This window comes from Nostoc sp., assembly GCF_036917655.1.
Lineage (GTDB): Bacteria > Cyanobacteriota > Cyanobacteriia > Cyanobacteriales > Nostocaceae > Nostoc.
Map to the genome: position 1 here is coordinate 12,612 of NZ_JBALCY010000012.1, position 17,142 is coordinate 29,753.

General features: G+C 46.5%; 19 protein-coding genes and 1 pseudogene. 12 read left to right on the forward strand and 8 right to left on the reverse strand.

The annotated features are described in order from the left end of the window. The first annotated feature begins 43 nt into the window (after positions 1-43). From V7K30_RS07125 to V7K30_RS07140, 4 genes and pseudogenes are all read left to right on the forward strand, one after another. On the forward strand, positions 44-211 hold the full coding sequence (locus tag V7K30_RS07125; protein WP_334998417.1) for a hypothetical protein: 168 nt from the start codon (positions 44-46) through the stop codon (positions 209-211). Continuing rightward, entirely contained in the window at positions 208-1,398 is a 1,191-nt protein-coding gene (locus tag V7K30_RS07130) for a tyrosine-type recombinase/integrase (RefSeq protein ID WP_334998418.1), read from the forward strand. Before V7K30_RS07125 ends, V7K30_RS07130 begins: the two co-directional genes overlap by 4 nt. Positions 1,399-1,607: 209 nt before the next feature. After that, positions 1,608-1,865, forward strand: a pseudogene (locus V7K30_RS07135) (ferritin-like domain-containing protein); the annotation flags it as partial. Between the two features lie 383 nt (positions 1,866-2,248). After that, a complete protein-coding gene (locus V7K30_RS07140; protein WP_334998419.1) occupies positions 2,249-2,596 on the forward strand; it encodes a winged helix-turn-helix transcriptional regulator in 348 nt (115 codons plus the stop codon). Positions 2,597-2,829: 233 nt separating this feature from the next. On the opposite strand, the gene V7K30_RS07145 is transcribed toward V7K30_RS07140, so the two are convergent. The 5 genes from V7K30_RS07145 to V7K30_RS07160 all read right to left on the reverse strand — a co-directional run bounded on the left by V7K30_RS07145 (position 2,830) and on the right by V7K30_RS07160 (position 6,092). After that, positions 2,830-3,225, reverse strand: a complete 396-nt coding sequence (locus tag V7K30_RS07145; protein WP_334998420.1) for a salt stress protein, Slr1339 family — start codon at positions 3,223-3,225, stop codon at positions 2,830-2,832. Positions 3,226-3,252: 27 nt separating this feature from the next. After that, a complete protein-coding gene (locus V7K30_RS07150) occupies positions 3,253-3,858 on the reverse strand; it encodes a vWA domain-containing protein (RefSeq protein ID WP_334998421.1) in 606 nt (201 codons plus the stop codon). A gap of 56 nt (positions 3,859-3,914) precedes the next feature. Continuing rightward, positions 3,915-4,520, reverse strand: a complete 606-nt coding sequence (locus V7K30_RS07155; protein WP_334998461.1) for a vWA domain-containing protein — start codon at positions 4,518-4,520, stop codon at positions 3,915-3,917. Positions 4,521-4,877: 357 nt separating this feature from the next. Further along, a complete protein-coding gene (locus V7K30_RS34185) occupies positions 4,878-5,087 on the reverse strand; it encodes a Tn3 family transposase (protein ID WP_442941048.1) in 210 nt (69 codons plus the stop codon). 39 nt (positions 5,088-5,126) lie between these two features. Continuing rightward, positions 5,127-6,092, reverse strand: a complete 966-nt coding sequence (locus tag V7K30_RS07160; protein ID WP_334998462.1) for an AraC family transcriptional regulator — start codon at positions 6,090-6,092, stop codon at positions 5,127-5,129. A gap of 305 nt (positions 6,093-6,397) precedes the next feature. Between V7K30_RS07160 and V7K30_RS07165 the strand changes: the two genes are divergently transcribed. From V7K30_RS07165 to V7K30_RS07195, 7 genes are all read left to right on the forward strand, one after another. Continuing rightward, positions 6,398-6,793, forward strand: a complete 396-nt coding sequence (locus tag V7K30_RS07165; RefSeq protein WP_334998422.1) for a (R)-mandelonitrile lyase — start codon at positions 6,398-6,400, stop codon at positions 6,791-6,793. Between the two features lie 116 nt (positions 6,794-6,909). Further along, positions 6,910-7,680, forward strand: a complete 771-nt coding sequence (locus tag V7K30_RS07170; protein WP_334998423.1) for an SDR family oxidoreductase — start codon at positions 6,910-6,912, stop codon at positions 7,678-7,680. Between the two features lie 447 nt (positions 7,681-8,127). Then, positions 8,128-8,433 (forward strand): aldo/keto reductase, encoded by a 306-nt coding sequence (locus V7K30_RS07175; protein WP_334998463.1) that lies wholly within the window; start codon positions 8,128-8,130, stop codon positions 8,431-8,433. Positions 8,434-8,479: 46 nt separating this feature from the next. After that, a complete protein-coding gene (locus V7K30_RS07180; protein WP_334998424.1) occupies positions 8,480-9,277 on the forward strand; it encodes a carboxymuconolactone decarboxylase family protein in 798 nt (265 codons plus the stop codon). Between the two features lie 187 nt (positions 9,278-9,464). Next, complete coding sequence (locus V7K30_RS07185; protein ID WP_334998425.1) at positions 9,465-10,523, forward strand: NAD(P)-dependent alcohol dehydrogenase; 1,059 nt, start codon at positions 9,465-9,467, stop codon at positions 10,521-10,523. 27 nt (positions 10,524-10,550) lie between these two features. Next, the gene (locus V7K30_RS07190; RefSeq protein WP_334998426.1) at positions 10,551-11,558 is read left to right on the forward strand and encodes an aldo/keto reductase; all 1,008 of its coding nucleotides are present in this window, start codon (positions 10,551-10,553) and stop codon (positions 11,556-11,558) included. 74 nt (positions 11,559-11,632) lie between these two features. After that, a complete protein-coding gene (locus V7K30_RS07195; RefSeq protein WP_334998427.1) occupies positions 11,633-12,067 on the forward strand; it encodes an SDR family oxidoreductase in 435 nt (144 codons plus the stop codon). 189 nt (positions 12,068-12,256) lie between these two features. On the opposite strand, the gene V7K30_RS07200 is transcribed toward V7K30_RS07195, so the two are convergent. Further along, the gene (locus V7K30_RS07200; RefSeq protein WP_334998428.1) at positions 12,257-12,379 is read right to left on the reverse strand and encodes a hypothetical protein; all 123 of its coding nucleotides are present in this window, start codon (positions 12,377-12,379) and stop codon (positions 12,257-12,259) included. A 197-nt stretch (positions 12,380-12,576) separates the two neighbouring features. On the opposite strand from V7K30_RS07200, the gene V7K30_RS07205 reads away from it, so the two are divergent. After that, positions 12,577-15,210, forward strand: a complete 2,634-nt coding sequence (locus V7K30_RS07205) for a PAS domain S-box protein (protein ID WP_334998429.1) — start codon at positions 12,577-12,579, stop codon at positions 15,208-15,210. Between the two features lie 15 nt (positions 15,211-15,225). Here the strand turns inward: V7K30_RS07205 and obgE are convergent, their stop codons facing one another. Together obgE and V7K30_RS07215 are read right to left on the reverse strand one after the other, a co-directional pair. Then, complete coding sequence (gene obgE, locus V7K30_RS07210; protein ID WP_334998430.1) at positions 15,226-16,254, reverse strand: GTPase ObgE; 1,029 nt, start codon at positions 16,252-16,254, stop codon at positions 15,226-15,228. 66 nt (positions 16,255-16,320) lie between these two features. Beyond that, positions 16,321-16,998, reverse strand: a complete 678-nt coding sequence (locus tag V7K30_RS07215; RefSeq protein WP_334998431.1) for a Mo-dependent nitrogenase C-terminal domain-containing protein — start codon at positions 16,996-16,998, stop codon at positions 16,321-16,323. Positions 16,999-17,142 lie beyond the last annotated feature (144 nt).

Here is a 17,142-nt window from a genome sequence, read left to right on the forward strand (position 1 = left end):
GATGAAACACTAAAATTCTTAAATTCACAAAGCCACAAAATATATGCAACTCAGAAAAGATATTGAGCAATTGTATAAAATTCAGCAGCGACTTGTGCATGTTCCTGCTGAACTGAATAAAAATTTAGCTTGCGTGGAAGTTGCCTATACGTCATTACGGCAAGCGATTGAGGCCTTGGAAAAATTGGAAGATATCATCGCAGAAGGATGAAAGACGAAGACTATTGGATTCACAAAGACCCCGACTCGCAAAAGCTATTTTTTCGCTTTCGAGTTCGGGGCTTTTCTAAACAGTTTTTCCTTTCCACAGGACTTAAGGACGGCAAGCGCAACCGGGAGATAGTGCGATCGCGGCGAGATGCGATCGCAACCGATATCGCCCTGGAGCGGTTTGACCCAACACTGGAAAGCTATCGCTTTAGAGCAGGCGGGAAAAATCCGGCGGTGGCAGTGGCGGCGATCGCTCCAAAACCAAAATACGAATATAACCTTCTGGAACTCTGGAACAAGTTCACCGACTACCAGGAAACGCAGATTGAGCAGACAACCATCCTCAGCCGTTATGTATCTGTGCTGCGGTACACAAAACGGCTTCCCACTCAATCATTAGATGAAGCCCCCAAAATTAGAGATTGGCTTGTTAACAATACTACAAAACTGATGGCTTGGCTGCTAGTAAATCACTACAGTCAATGCTGTGAATGGGCTGCCAACTCTCATCTCGTGCCGGACAACCCTTTTGAAGACTTGAAAATGAAAGAACCTCAGAGAAAATCCACTGGTGAAGACTATAGAGCGTTCACTCTGGGGCAGAGAGATTTGATTATCCAAGTATTCGAGAATCATCCAACATATTCTCACTATGCACCATTGATTAAATTTTTATTCTGGACGGGGTGTCGGCTCGGTGAGGCTTTTGCTCTCACGTGGCATGATATCTCAAAAGATTGTTGTCAAATAAGTATAAATAAATCTTGCAATTCATACCGCATATTAAAGAGTACGAAAAACGGAGTAAAACGAGTATTTCCTACTAAACAAGGCTCTCGACTACAGAACTTACTGCTAGAGCTTAGACCACCGTATGCTGACTCTAGTACTTTAATTTTTACAGACAGATTAGGCAAAGCTCTATCGTCTCAGACATTACAAAAAATCTGGAAAGGTCAGACTAGCAGAGGATATCACTATTCAGGGGTAGTAGAAGACCTGGTGAACAAGGGTAAGCTACCTTACTATCTCAAGCCATACGCTACACGCCATACTTTCGCAACGTGGGCAATCACCAAAGGGAATTCCCCTGATAAGGTCGCTAGGTGGATAGGCGACACAGTAGAAACAGTATTGAGGTACTACTGCCATCCACAGGTTGTAAATGCAGAATGTCCAGATTTCTGATTTTGCTGCTACTCAATTACTACTCAAAATTAAGATAGTAAATCTTCAAAGCAATATACGGAGAGCGTTTACCTTTGTTTAGTTAATTTCTCCATCCAAACTTACCTGCATTACCTCTGTGGGATGATACTAGCAAAATGAAAAGATATATTTGTTAACCGTTGACATAATAAGAATTGTAACCTTCCAATTGTCAGCGGGAATTCCTGATGAACTTCTTGACTCACGTTCTGCATCTAGCTGGTTCAGGTGCTTTTGCCTATTACTCTGCTGCTCAAATTCGTGATTCTAAAACTCGCCCCAACATCCTTGCGGGGTTTTATTTCGCCGAATCTGGCTCTGTACCGTTTTTATCTGCACTTAGCGATCGCGCATCTGCCGAAGGCGATATATGGCTAGCCGAAAAACTAGCAAAACATGCATCAGATGAAACTAGGCATGGTCAAATTTTTGCCCACGCCTTACAAGCCTAAATTGTTGCAAAAAAATTTGTAGGTTGGGTTGAGGAACGAAACCCAACACTCCGATCAATGTTGGGTTTCGCGTTGCTCAACCCAACCTACATCTAATGTACTATTTTAGCCATGCCCTTACGATAAATCTATATGTATCAGGGTTTTCGTGAATTGGTATAACGCTGCGCTAACGTAATTAAGTTTTGTAACGGGGAACGGGGATTTAGACCCCGCCACAAAACTTGCCGCTTTTAGAAGTGGGGGACTTAAACTCCCAGAATTAGTTAAGAAAAATCACCAAATATTTAGTTATGGAAGACTTAAAACAAGCAATAATCAGATAACTAGCGGTATTACCCAGCAAACCTGAGTCAGATTCTCACTACAAAAAAACTATGAAAGCTGAAGCAGAAAACCATCACAGGCTGACTTGTGAAGTAGAAACTACCCTAAAGGTGATTGGTGGACGCTGGAAAGTTTTGATTATTAGAGAATTAATGACTGGCGTAAAACGGTTTGGTGAGTTGCAACGGGCTTTACCTGGAGTTACGCAAAAAATGCTGACCCAACAACTCAGAGAAATGGAGGAAGACGGCATTATTCATCGAGAAGTGTATGCCCAAATTCCACCCAAGGTAGAATATTCTCTAACGCCTTTAGGAGAAACTTTGCAACCAATTCTCTATGCTATGCATGAATGGGCTATTCAACATTTAGCTCAAACAAATCACCATCAATATTGATTATAGGTAATGAATAATAATTTATAATTTTCAATTCGAGCTAAGTAAGTAGGCGTGAATAATTAAAGGTTTCTAGTAAGCCGCTTCAGCCCTGAAAATCGGGCTAAAGCCACTATTACGAGCAAATTTAATTAAATTTACATAGCGTAAGATAGTTTGATTTATTCTTGCCCACTTCCGTTGGCAGATTTATCTGTGAGGTCTTTAATTTTAAATTTTGAATTTTGAATTGTTTATTCATTGCTTCTTAAATATTCAATTGCCGCCTCTAATTTTGAGGAGTAACTTTCAGCAAAGCTTTCAAACCAAAGTCCTTCGGACGAAAGTGGATCTACTTTGGCTAACCATTCTTTTGCCTGCACTTTTAAAGCCTCTAGTTGTTTGGCTTTGAGTTGTTCTTGTCGAATCCTTTCCTGTTCTAATTCTTGCTGTCTTTTTAACTCAAGAGCAGCATCCTTTTCTGCAAAATCAGCCTGAACTTCTGCCAAAAGATTATCCATGAAAGATGCCGATTTTGGCGATGGTGGCATACCGGATTTGGCTGTGGCTGATTTTGAATGCTGCTGTTCAGGTTGTACTTCTTTGTATTCAGTTTGGAGTTCAGCTAACAGCTTATCAATGGAATCCATTTTTGCAATTCCTAATAAATAGTATAGCTAGTCGTTAATGGCATTGAGTAGCACTTCCGATAGACTCATATCTTCCATATCTTCCATAGTAATGGTGTCACAGATATCAAACTTAGCACCAGCACTTTGAAGTTCATCATCTAAGACTTTGAGAAAGCGGGTAGCTTGTGCATCTGTGCCGACTTGAATAAAGGAAATGGCTAATTCTTCATCTCGATCTATGCGGCGAGAAGCTTCAATAATTACCTTCATGACTGCTTTGCGATCGTCCGGTTCACCATCAGTAACTACCAAAATTGTTTCACCATTTGGCTTTGTTTGACCGGCTGCTTTGCGTTGAAGGTAATCATCAGTTGCGTGTTTCAACACACCTGCTAAGTCAGTTGTACCAGAAGGGTCATTTTCTCGAAAAATTTGCGATACTATGCTGGATGTGACATTTTCGTATCGCTTAAATTTACCAGAAAATACATAGATTGTGATGCCATCTGGGTCAAATTGCTCACACTTACTAGCTAAAGCCAAAGTAGATTCCTGTGCCGCAACCCATCTACTTCTACCACCCTTTTGATCTTGGGTTGCCATGCTGCCACTTTTGTCGATAATTAAGGTATAGTCACGATTTTCTAGCATTATTCAATTCTCCATTTAAAAGTTAAGAGTTATTGGACTTTGGGCTGATGTATGCATTAGTCAGTTATTGCGTTCGTCAATACATCTACAAGGCTCATTTCTTCTAAGTCATCTAAAGTGACAGTATCGCAAATATCAAATTTAGCACCGACACTTTGCAACTGGTCATCCAAAGCTTTGAGGAACTTAGTTGCTTGAGCGTCTAAGCCTACTTGAATAATCGAAATTCCTAATTCTTCATCACGTTCCATCTGGCGAGTAGCATGAATGATGACTTCAAATACAGCTTTGCGATCGTCTGGTTCACCATCGGTGATGACTAAAATTGTCTCTCCATTTGGCTTGCTTTTACCGGCAGCTTTACGTTGAAAGTAGTTATTGAGGGCATCCTGAAGCACACCTGCTAAGTTTGTCGTTCCAGAAGGGTCATTTTCGAGAAATATCTGTGCGACTTTGGCTGAGGTGACATCATCGTAGCGTTTAAATCTACCGGAAAACACATAAACAGTGATGCCATCGGGGTCAAACTGTTCGGCCTTTCTTGCCAAAGCGAGAGTAGACTCTTGGGCTATCTCCCATCTACTTCTACCACCTACTTGGTCGGGTGTGGACATACTACCGCTTTTGTCAATGATTAATGTGTAGTCGCGATCGCTCATCATAATATTCCCCTGATTGTTACCCTGTAATTCTAGTTTAATCTGCGAATTTAACGATACAGCAAGCATTGTAAGGATTTACATCAATCCTGCTTACTCATCTGCTACTCAATAACTCTATCTTTACCGAGATTTTCAGCGATCGCAAGCAGTAATCGCGCTACTCAAATGCTACTCATTTCCTACCCTGTGGATTCTCTACTGCATCCACTGGGCAGGAAATGTGATAAAAAGGGAATTATGCCAAGAACTTTAGAACAATATTGTGATTTGAATTATAAAATAAACTTTTACCTCAAGATATGCTTCAAAAATCAGAATCAAAGTAGAATACATCTTCCATGTAATACATGGTTAGGGCTAAACTAACGGTGTATTACATGGGAAGGTTGATGCTGAAACGGGATATTCAAGGGAAGTTTGCGCTTCCCCTTTGTTGATCTGGCGATTGTGCCTGCGGCGATTGATCTCATCGGCATACCAACGCAGAATATGAACTGTCTTGATCAATCTGCCGTATTCCTGAAGTGCCCACGTTAAAGGATGTTTGCGTGGAAACGATTTCTGCACGATTAGGACATCTTGAGGAGATCATATTGAACTAGGAGTCTACCTAACAGCTTCTCGCAGCCGCTCCACATCGCGTATCGGTGGTGCACCAAAGAGCCGCTTGTACTCCCTGTTGAAGTGCGAGGCATCATCATAACCTACACGGTAAGCAGCACTGGTAGCGTCAAGGTTTTGCCCCAGCATCAGACGGCGAGCCTCTTGGAGCCGCAGTTGCTTCTGGAACTGCAAGGGACTCATTGCAGTGACAGATTTAAAGTGATGGTGGAAGCCTGAGACACTCATTCCAAGCTCTCGTGCGATGGTTTCAATCCGAAGTGGCTCCTTAAAGTCTTTACGAAGTCGCTCGACGGCAAGAGCGATGTAGTGGGTGTAGCCACTCAGAACTGCAATATGACAGAGCCGACTACTTTGCTCCCCCATCAGGAGTCGGTAAATGATTTCCCGTGTTACCAGTGGCATCAGAACCCCAGCTTCGGCGGGGGCACAAAGAAGCCTAACGAGCCGGACTACAGCATCCAGCAGAGGCGCATCCAATGGACTCACGTCTATCGCTTTTACATTGGTACCCCTTTGTGGTGAGGGATAGCCCGCTTCGACCATGACTGAACCGACAAGGATGGGGTCAAGATCGAGGCGAAGGCTAAGGTACGGCTGCTCCTTGGACGCTTCCAGAATTTGACTCACAATCGGCAGTTCGACCGTAGCAAGCAGATAATGCATTGGGTCGTACTGATAGCGATCGCTGCCCAGAAGGACTTCTTTGCTGCCTTGAGCAATTACACAAAAGGCAGGGACAGAGATACCATGAACGCATTCCGCAGGCGAGGAGGAGCGGTTAAAGTGTAATCCTTTCAGTGGCTCAATTGTCCCATCATTACGGATAGCCTGTGAGATGCGCTCAGTCAGTTCGTCTCTGTTAGCTTGCGCTCTGTCTGCCTCACGTTTTGCCTGCGGGTCGTTCATTAAATCCATATCGGACTTTTCAATTATTTTGACAGCGTTCATTTCTAAGTTTGCAGAATTGTACAACAATCTTAGACGATCGTTATATTGCTTGCCCCTGAGAATCCTTAGAATGAAGCTAAAGCAATGAAAAGTGATTCCGGCTTCTAGTAAGCATTCTAGATTTTTATTTAAGAAAAAACTCAGTTTTGATTGGGCAACAGACTCGCCTACTGACAACCAAAATGTCATCAAGGCTAACCTTGTTACTTAATAAAATCCATCCCTACAGATAGAGCACTTATGCTTGCTCTATCTGTAGGGATGGGCTAGCAACCCAAATGGCATCAAGTGAAGGAATTAAGCAAATGGACATCAAAAGAAGTGGCTCACAGCCTTCCACCAAAGGGCCAGCCGAGTATTTTACTGGCACTGTCCGCATTGACCCCCTGTTCGAGGCGCACGATCCGGCACGCGCGTCTGGCGCCAGTGTCACGTTTGAACCCGGCGCTCGGACAGCATGGCACACCCACCCGTTGGGACAGACCCTGATCGTTACGGCAGGTTGCGGCTGGGTGCAGCGATGGGGTACTCCAAGGGAGGAAATACGACCGGGGGACGCGATCTGGATCTCGCCAGGTGAGAAGCATTGGCACGGTGCCACAGCAACCACAGCCATGACGCACATCGCCATTCAGGAATGGCTCGACGGGAAGCCCGTGGACTGGATGGAAAAGGTCAGCGACGAACAATATCGCCACTGATCGCCGTATCCGAAATTTTTGGGAGTTGAGATGCACGTCCTTGGCTCCACTACACAGCAATAGATCATGGAAATTCTGATAAAGACTTTCCGAATAAGCAACACAAGGAGTAAAAAATGACAACGAACGACAATGGATACTACACAGGAAAGGTTGCGTTTGTGACCGGAGCAGCGAACGGCATCGGTCGAGCTACGGCGCTGGCATTTGCACGTGAGGGCGCTAATGTGGTGGTCGCTGACATTTCAGAACAGGGCAATCAAGAAACGGCTCGTATGATCGAAGAACTCGGCGGACAAGTGCTCACCGTCACGTGCGACGTGGCGCAAGCTAAGGATGTGAAGGCGGCTCTGGACAAGACCATCGAGACCTTCGGGCGGCTGGACTTTGCCTTTAACAACGCCGGTGTGGAGCAGAAGAATGCAGCAACAGCGGAAATTGAAGAGGAAGAGTGGGATCGGATCGTAGACATCGACCTGCGCGGCGTTTTTCTGTGCATGAAGTATGAAATCCCGCTGCTACTTAAGCAAGGCGGCGGCGCAATCGTGAACACATCATCGGGCGCCGGCGTTATAGGCATCAAGGGCGGAGCCGCATACACCGCCGCAAAACACGGCGTGATCGGACTCACCAAGTCGGCGGCTCTCGACTACGCCTCGCAGAACATCCGCGTCAACGCCGTTGCCCCCGGTTACATTGACACATCGATGATGGATCGCTTCACCGGCGGCACTCCCGAAGGCCGGCAAAAGGTGGTCTCAGAGGAGCCGATTGGAAGGATGGGACAGCCCGAAGAGATCGCCAATGCCGTCGTCTGGCTGTGTTCGGATGCGTCCTCCTTCGTCGTCGGGCACGCCCTGGTCATCGATGGCGGTCAAACGGTGTAGTGATGTTCGGGGCAGTCGCCTTCGCCATGAGCCACCCGGAGGATGTGGATGTGAACAATACCAGACCTGATTGTGGGTAGGACATAGAGTCCTTGCGTCATCTAACTCAGAGGTGGGATTCTCCCCAAGCGTTAATTCGGGTATGCCCTACCCTATTCGCTCTGCCGCGAGTTCTGTTTAGATTTGGAGATAATTCCCCCAAAATGCTGAACGCCCTAGCTCCTCTGAATCTTTTACCTACTGCGAGGTGGAGTCTAGAAAAATGCAGCTTTATCCGCATAGATTCAATTTTCAAGGAACAGAAAAGTCTTTCGACAACAAGGTTTTTTGAGTGGTTGATTACCTTTTCCACTATCGCTATTGTACCAAAAGCCGCCCCTGATAGCGGGGCTTTAGACCCATTATTTTGGTAAAGACGCAAAATTTGACAAATCCGATTTCCGCAGCATTGTTCCCCGTTTTACTCCTGAAGCCCTTGAGGCCAATCAAGACCTGGTAGACCTATTGAAAAAAGTGGCCCAAGAGAAGAAAGCCACAGCAGCACAAATAGCGCTTGCTTGGCTACTGGCACAAAAGCCCTGGATTGTACCTATTCCAGGTACGACGAAGCTGCATCGATTGAAAGAGAACATTGGCGCAGCGAACATCGAGATCACGCAAAACGAATTGAAGAATATCGATGAGGCATTGAACCGAATTGAAGTTGAAGGCGATCGCTTTCCAGAAGAGTTGGAAAAGAGAACGGGACTTTAAAAGGAGTCACTCGCCTCAGAATTACGATTAGAAGAGGAAGGATCGCATGACAAATGAATCCCAGACAAACACAGCTGACCGCCCGTTGAGGATTACTCAAACAGCACACCGGAATCACGAAGAACTGTTTCCCAACCACAAATCAACGCTGAAAATAAGTGATCCCGAGTTGATCGAGTTCTTTGATAACTTCGCCTTCGACGAGGTTCTTGCTCATGGCAACATGGATACAAAGACAAGAGTCATGCTCATTCTAGCGTCTATTATTGGCAGTCAGGCTTTGAGCGAATTCAAAGTAATGGTGGGCGCAGCGCTCAATGTCGGAGTAACGCCCGTTGAAATCAAAGAGATTGTGTATCAGGCGGTGCCTTACGTGGGTATGGCAAAAGGATTTGACTTTATTCATGCCACTAATGAAGTGCTGTCTAGTAGGGGCATTCAATTACCTTTGGACGCGCAATCGACCACCAGTCCGGAAACACGCTATGATAAGGGGTTGGCAGTACAGAAAGCTATATTCGGTGAGACGATCGATCAAATGTATGAGCGATCGCCGAAAGACCAACTGCACATTCAAAGGTTTCTTTCCGCCAACTGCTTTGGTGACTATTATACCCGAAACGGTCTGGACATAAAAATCAGGGAGCTGGCAACACTTTCCATCCTCATCGCCTTGGGTGGGGTTGAATCGCAGATAAAAGGACACATTCAAGGCAATCTGAATATTGGAAACGACAGGGAAAGACTACTGTGTTTGATTACACAATTGTTGCCCTGGGTTGGATATCCCCGAACACTGAACGCCTTGAAATGCTTGAACGAAGTGACGCGTGAGGGACAGTAATTAATGGTGTTCGATTTGTCTACGCATGGTCAAAAGAGGCAGGGGGCAGGGGGCAGGAAACTTAATACTTAAAATCACTGCTTTCCCGGTTGAAGGAGCGAATAAAAGTAATCGGCGGCTTCGCGGGTGAGGCATTCTCAGGTTTCTTCGTAAACCAAATCAATTTTGCATATAGGAAGATAAATTCATGTACAACACAAAAGCTTATTCCGCAGCCAGTGCAACATCACCGCTGTCCTCCACCAAAATCAAGCGTCGCTCACCAACTGAACACGACGTGCAGATTGAAATCCTATTCTGCGGCATCTGCCACTCTGACCTCCATTCGGTGCGTAACGAGTGGAGCAGCATCATGTCCACTGTCTACCCAATTGTCCCCGGTCATGAGATCGTGGGCCGTGTCACCAAGGTCGGCTCGGCAGTTACCAAGTACAAGCCCGGCGAGATCGCCGCAGTTGGCTGCCTGGTGGACTCCGATGGGACGTGCCCGAATTGCAAAGCTGGGCTTGAGAACTTCTGCTCGAACCAGACCCTTACCTTCAACTCCCCAGACAAGCACCTTGGCGGTGTTACATACGGTGGGTACTCCGATAGCATTGTCGTCGATGAACGCTTCGTTCTGCGCGTCCCCGACCACCTCGATCTCGCTGGAGTCGCACCGCTCCTCTGCGCTGGAATCACAACCTACTCGCCCCTGCGCCACTGGGGTGTCACCAAGGGCAAGAAGGTCGGCGTGGTTGGTCTCGGTGGGCTGGGACACATGGGCGTGAAGTTCGCCCATGCATTCGGTGCCCATGTCGTCGTCTTCACCACTTCGCCCGACAAGAAGGAAGACGCGCTCCGCCTCGGTGCTGATGAAGTCGTTGTCTCCCGCAACACCGACGAAATGCAAAAGCACGCTGGCAGCTTCGATTTCATTCTCGATACCGTCTCCGCCAAGCACGACATCAACGCCTATCTCAACCTGCTCCGCCTCGACGGGAACATCACCCTTGTCGGCGCACCCGAAAAACCCCTAGATGTCTCGGCATTCAGCCTGATCATGGCCCGTCGCAGTCTCTCCGGCTCTAACATTGGCGGCATCGCCGAAACCCAGGAGATGCTTGACTTTTGCAGTGAGAACAACATCACCGCCGATGTCGAAGTTATCCCCATCCAGAAGGTCAACGAAGCCTACGAGCGACTGCTCAAGTCTGATGTGAAGTATCGCTTCGTGATTGATATGGCATCACTTAAATCTGAATAACCGAGTTGGAACCTCGAAGGAGTCACAATGCAAAAACGCAAACTTGGAAACAGTAATTTGGAAGTCTCGGCAATTGGACTTGGCTGCATGGGAATGAGCTTTTCCTATGGCCCGCCCAAAGACACGCAGGAGATGATCGCTCTTCTGGGGGCCGCCGTCGAACGCGGCGTTACATTCTTTGACACCGCCGAGGTCTACGGCCCGTTCACAAACGAAGAGCTTGTGGGTGAAGCCCTCGCTCCTTTCCGCGGGCAAGTGATCATCGCCACCAAATTCGGATTCGACCTGAGTCCTAATTCTGATCCCCGTGGCATGAAGGGTTCACCAGGACTGAATAGCCGACCGGAGCATATCAAGCAGGTCGTGGAAGGCTCGCTCAAGCGACTCAAGATTGAGACAATCGACCTACTTTATCAGCACCGGGTTGACCCGAACGTGCCGATCGAAGACGTGGCAGGAGCCGTGAAGGATCTGATTCGGGAAGGTAAGGTTAAGCACTTTGGACTCTCTGAAGCAGGAGTGCAAACGATCCGTCGCGCGCACGCTGTCCAGCCAATCACTGCTCTCCAGAGCGAATACTCGCTGTGGACGAGGACTCCTGAGAAGGAAGTGATACCGACCCTTGAGGAACTCGGAATCGGCTTTGTCCCGTACAGCCCGCTGGGTAAGGGCTTTCTCACTGGCAAGATGGACGAAAGCACGACCTTCGACAGCTCGGACTTCCGCAGCACCCTACCTCGCTTCACGCCGGAGGCTCTCAAGGCCAATCAAGCCTTGATTGATCTGCTTGGCAGCATCGCAGAACGGAAGCAGGCGACCCCTGCTCAGATCGCGATCGCCTGGCTGCTGGCCCAGAAACCGTGGATTGTTCCGATCCCAGGTACCACGAAGCTGCATCGCTTGGACGAAAACATCGGGGCAGTCTCAGTCGAACTCACGCCCGACGATCTGCATGACATCGATGATGCGGCCTCCAAGATCACGGTGCAAGGGGCTAGGTATCCCGAAAAGCTGGAGCAAATGACCGGTCGTTAAGCGGCAAAAAATGTTTTCTCTGTAGGACTTACGCAAAATTGTCTCAAAAACCTGATTTGTCGTAGGGGTAATTCATGAATTACCCCTACTTCAGAACTTTTTTGCGTAAGTCCTGCTCTGGTTGCATTCCTAGTTCACTAAGCAAGGCAACTCAGAGAAGACCAAGTGAAGGAGATTTTATAAGCAATAACATCGAAGGAAAAGTTGTCGTCATCACGGGTGCGAGCAGCGGACTGGGCGAAGTAACCGCTTGGCTTCTCTCCGCGCCCTGCGCGAGCGTTGTGCTGGGTGCGCCGCGCACCGACCGCCTCCAGTCGTTAGCGGACGAGTTGATCGGCAGCGGCGGTAAGGCACTCGCCGTAACTACAGATGTCACCCACTGTTCCCAGGTGAAGAGACTGGTCGATACCGCCGTGCAGAACTATGGGCGTATCGATGTGATAATCAACAACGCTGGGCTGATGCCGCAGTCGCCTCTTGAGCGCCTCAAGATTGACGAATGGAACTAAAGTATTACTGTCACCCCGAAATAGTCGATTTTGAATGCCCAGATTTTTGAATAGCAAATGAGTAGCAGCTTAACGAAAAATTGGCTAAGAAGTTTACTTTACCTTGCTTTGAGAGTTTTTCTGGTGGTTTTAGTTTAACTCCGTTTTTTTACCAGTAAGCAAGGCTTTTAAGCTTTTGTATAAATTACGCTACTTAACAAAACCACGCCACAGTTGATCAATGCGATCGCTAGTGCCTCTTTGTTCCCGCAGTTTCCTAGTCCCCAGTCCCCTGAAAACACTAAAAGTTAGAGATTGGTTTGCTTGTTGCATCCATATTTAGTCTGGGAATAATAAATACTAATCATGCTGACACACACGGAGCATAAATAAACGTGAGTTCGACAAACCTCTCCTTGCCTTGAACTTTCGTTCAAAACCGTCCTTCTCCGACTCGGAGAGGGACGGTTTTGCGTAGTAAAACCAAGGAGAGGTTTCTTTATTGCTCAATTTTAGAGATAAATTCCGGTATGAACCAGCCTAGATTCATAGATAACCCCGCGCAAAAACAAAACACGCAGCAGCAAAACTTCTCCCCGGCATTTCTGCATCAGATGATCAATGGCATATCTGACCCAATTTTTATCAAAGATCGTGAACATCGCTGGGTATTACTTAACGATACCTACTGTGATTTCGTAGGTCATAGCCGAGAAGAATTAATTGGCAAATCAGACTATGATTTTTTTCCTCAAGCAGAAGCTGATGTGTTCCGGCAAAAAGATGAACTGGTTTTCACCACAAATATTATTAATGAGAACCAGGATCTTTTTACCGATGCTCAGGGTATAACCCATCTCATCTCTACAAAAAAGTCTTGCTTTGAGGATGAGACTGGTAATAAATTTCTGGTGGGTAGTATTCGAGACATCATTTTACAGAATGAAGCCGGAAAAGTTCTGGGTGTGACTGGCACACTGCGCGATGTCTACGACGAGCTTCGCTTCCGCCAGCAAGCAGAGAAAGACTTACACCGCATTAATACTGTACTACAAGCTCAACAAGAAGCTTCTATCGACGGAATTCTGATTATTGATGAAAATCGTACAGTTACATCATCCAATCAGAAATTCTCCCAGTTATGGCAAATTCCTGCGGCACTGATCCAAACACGTAACGATCGCCAACTCCTGGGATGGGTATTAGACCAACTAATCAATCCAGACGAATTTCTGGCTAAGGTGGAGTATCTTTACCAGTATCCAGAGGAAAGCAGCCGTGATGAAATTTTCCTCAAGTCTGGAAAGATTTTTGAGCGCTATTCTGCACCCGTGTGTAAACACCAAGGAGCTTGTGGTGAGCCATCACCTTTAGAAGACTATTACGGTAGGATTTGGTATTTTCGCGACATTACCGAATACAAGCAAGCAGAGGCAGAACTCAGGGCTTCACAGCAAAGACTGGTGTTGCTGATTGAACAAACACCTTTAGCCATTATTGAATGGAATACTAACTTTGAGATTGAGACATGGAATCGGGCAGCAGAAAGAATCTTTGGATACACCACAGAGGAAATGCTGGGCAATCATTTTGAGATCATAGTACCTGAAAACGCCAGAAAACACGTAAATGAGATTATCACCGCCCTGTTAACCCAACGTGGAGGAAGTTTCAGTGTCAACGAGAACGTCACTAAAGATGGCAGGACGATGGTCTGTGAGTGGTATAACAACCCGTTAGTGGCTCCTGATGGCCAGATTGTTGGCGTTGCCTCAATGGTGTTAGACATCACAGAACGCAAACGAGCTGAAGAGGAACAGCAAAAATTTGTCGCATTGATTGAAAACAGCAGCGACTTTATTGGCATTGCTTCAATGGAAGGGCAAGTTCTCCATGTGAACCCTGCCGGACTCAAGATGGTAGGACTTAGTAGCCTGGAAGCAGCCAAAACCAAATCTTTGGTTGATTTTTATTCACCAGAAGCTTTTGCAGAATTCATCCAGCAAATTACTCCTTTGATCTTTCAACATGGTTTCTGGCAAGGCGAGTTTCGCTATAGGCATTTTCAAACGGGCATAGAATTTCCCACTGATTGCAGCCTGTTTATTGTTAAACATCCTGAAACAGGAGAGCCTTTCTGTCGGGTGGCTGTCGTTAGGGACATCACAGAACGTAAACAAGCCAAGGAAGCCCTGCTAAAGTCGGAAGCGCAACTACGACAACAAGCCCAAGAACTCAAAGAAACACTCCGCGAACTTCAATCCACCCAGACTCACTTAATTCAAAGTGAAAAGATGTCCAGCTTAGGTCAACTAGTTGCAGGAGTGGCACACGAAATCAATAACCCGGTGAATTTTATCTATGGCAACCTCAGCCCTGCCAAGGAATACACCCAAGATTTACTTTCACTTTTGCAACTTTACCAAAGTCATTATCCCCAAGCTGTGCCAGAAATTCAGGATTTTGCAGAACTAATCGAACTGGACTTTTTGAAATCAGATTTGCCACAAATACTAAACTCGATGAACGTTGGGGCAGTCCGCATTCGGGAGATTGTGCTTTCCTTGCGAACTTTTTCGCGCTTGGATGAAGCCGAAATGAAAGCTGTTGATATCCATGAAGGAATCGACAGTACTCTGATGATTTTGCAAAGCCGCCTCAAGGGTAATGACCAACGCCTGACAATTGAAATAATCAAAGAATACGGCAAACTACCGCTAGTTGAATGTTACGCTGGGCAGCTAAACCAAGTATTCATGAATATTTTGTCAAATGCGATCGAAGCTTTAGAAGAGAGAGTGGGGAGTGGGGATGAGGGAGACAAGGGGACAAGGAGAATAGCCATGTCCAATTCCCAATTCCCAATGCCCAATGCCCAATTCCCAATTCTGACAATTCGCATTTGCACTCAACTACTGGAACCAAATCAGGTAAAAATTAGAATTGCCGACAATGGATTGGGAATAGCAGAAGATGTTAAAAAACAACTATTTGACCCCTTCTTTACCACCAAGCCCATCGGCAAAGGTACGGGGATGGGACTTGCCATCAGCTACCAGATCATTACAGAAAGACATGGCGGTTCTTTAGAATGTATTTCGCAGCCAGGAAAAGGCGCTGAGTTTTTGATTAAAATTCCCCTGATTCAGGATACGTCAACATAATTCGTAATTATTTCGTCAGCTAAATACCTCAACTTCTTCAGGAACCTTCATTTGGTCGAGAATTCCCCAAATTTCCTGTAACATCGGCTCTAATCCGGTGCGGGTAACTGCTGAAATCACAAAAACCGGGGCGTAGGAAAGATGATTAAGTTGGGTAGCTAACGCCTCCAAATCGACAGTTTCCCGATCAACTGCATCAATTTTGTTCAGCGCCAAAATTTGCGGACGTTCTGCTAAACCTTGTCCATAGGCTTGTAATTCTTGCTTAATTGTGTTATAGTCTCTAATCACATCATCACTAGTGGCATCAATCAAGTGAAGTAGTACTCGCGTGCGCTCGATGTGGCGCAAGAAATCATGTCCCAGCCCTGCCCCGTGAGATGCTCCTGCAATTAGTCCGGGAATGTCGGCGAAAACAGTACCATCGCCAGTAGGTTTCCGCACTACACCCAAATTAGGGATCAGGGTAGTAAAGGGGTAGTCTGCAATTTTTGGACGTGCCGCTGATAAAGATGAAATTAGAGTGGATTTACCAGCATTTGGTAAGCCAATAATCCCCACTTCTGCCAAAAGTTTCAACTCCAGGCGCAACTGCTTTATTTCTCCTGGTAATCCTGGGAGAGCGTATTCTGGGGCGCGGTTACGGTTACTCAAAAAATGCTGATTTCCTAATCCGCCTTTACCACCTTGGGCAATCCGCAAAGTCTGCTTTGGCTCAATTAAATCCCCTAGCAATTCGCCAGTTTCAGCATCATAAATGGTCGTACCGCAGGGAACTTCAATGATCAAATCCTTTCCTCCGGCTCCAGTGCAGTTACTTGGCCCGCCACGAGTCCCTTTTTCTGCCTGAAAGCGATGGTTATATCTGAAGTCCAGCAAGGTTTGCAGATTTTCATCGGCAAGGAAAATTACCGAACCGCCTCGTCCCCCATTACCACCAGAGGGGCCACCAGTCGGCACGTACTTCTCTCGCCGGAAGGCGACAATACCATCGCCGCCCTTACCAGCTTCAACTTCAATTTTTGCTTGGTCGATAAATTGCATACTTAAATAATAGTGAGGAGTTAGGAATTAGGAGTTAAAATTATAGCTCCTCACTCTTCACTTTAACTAAATATATGGTGAAACATCTTCACCGCATTTATCTGCCAGATAGGAGAGGGCGCGGAAACGTAAGCCCACCAGTTGCTCATACAATGGGTTAATTTTACACATCGCCGGGATGTGGACAACCTTGCGTCCAAATAGGGTGACATCCCGCTCAAAGGGACACTGGGAGGGAATCATTTTACACAAAAAGCGGGCTACTCTTGGGTCTTGGATATCTAGCCTATCCAGCCAGTCACGCAGGGGGTGTAGTGCATTAATTTGACGCTTTGTAAGTCCAGGGCTGGGGATAATGGGGGTAACTTGTTGTGGGTGTTCTAGGGTGTGGCGAAGGGCTTCTAGTAAATTCTCTGGCTGTTCTAAGGCTTGGCAGAACTGTTGCAGAACCTGATCTTCGCTGGGAGAATAAGTACCATCTGCGATCGCTACCATGATCGCTGTCCTTAAAAAATTTTCCGCTGCTGGTGTACCTTTACTCAAGACTGCGGCTAATTCCTCTGGCGTAATTACCTCTAGTGAGTCCCATTTAATCCCAAGAGCTAATTCATCTTTGGTGATGCTGGCAATTAATTCCTGTTCTTGGGCATCAAAATTACCATCTGCCCAAGCAATGGTGAGCAGTCCACGCAACCAAGCTGCAATCTGTTCGCTGCTGTAGGGGGATTGAACGGTACTTGTCATAAACTCACGTCTCAAGCTTTCCTCAGTCAATACTAAGCTACCCTACCCAGTGACTATGAAGATAGTGGGGGCAGCACAGAAAAATCAAGAAAGCGCGACGCCGAATAGCCAGCCGTAGGCATCGCCGCATAGAGACATAAACAA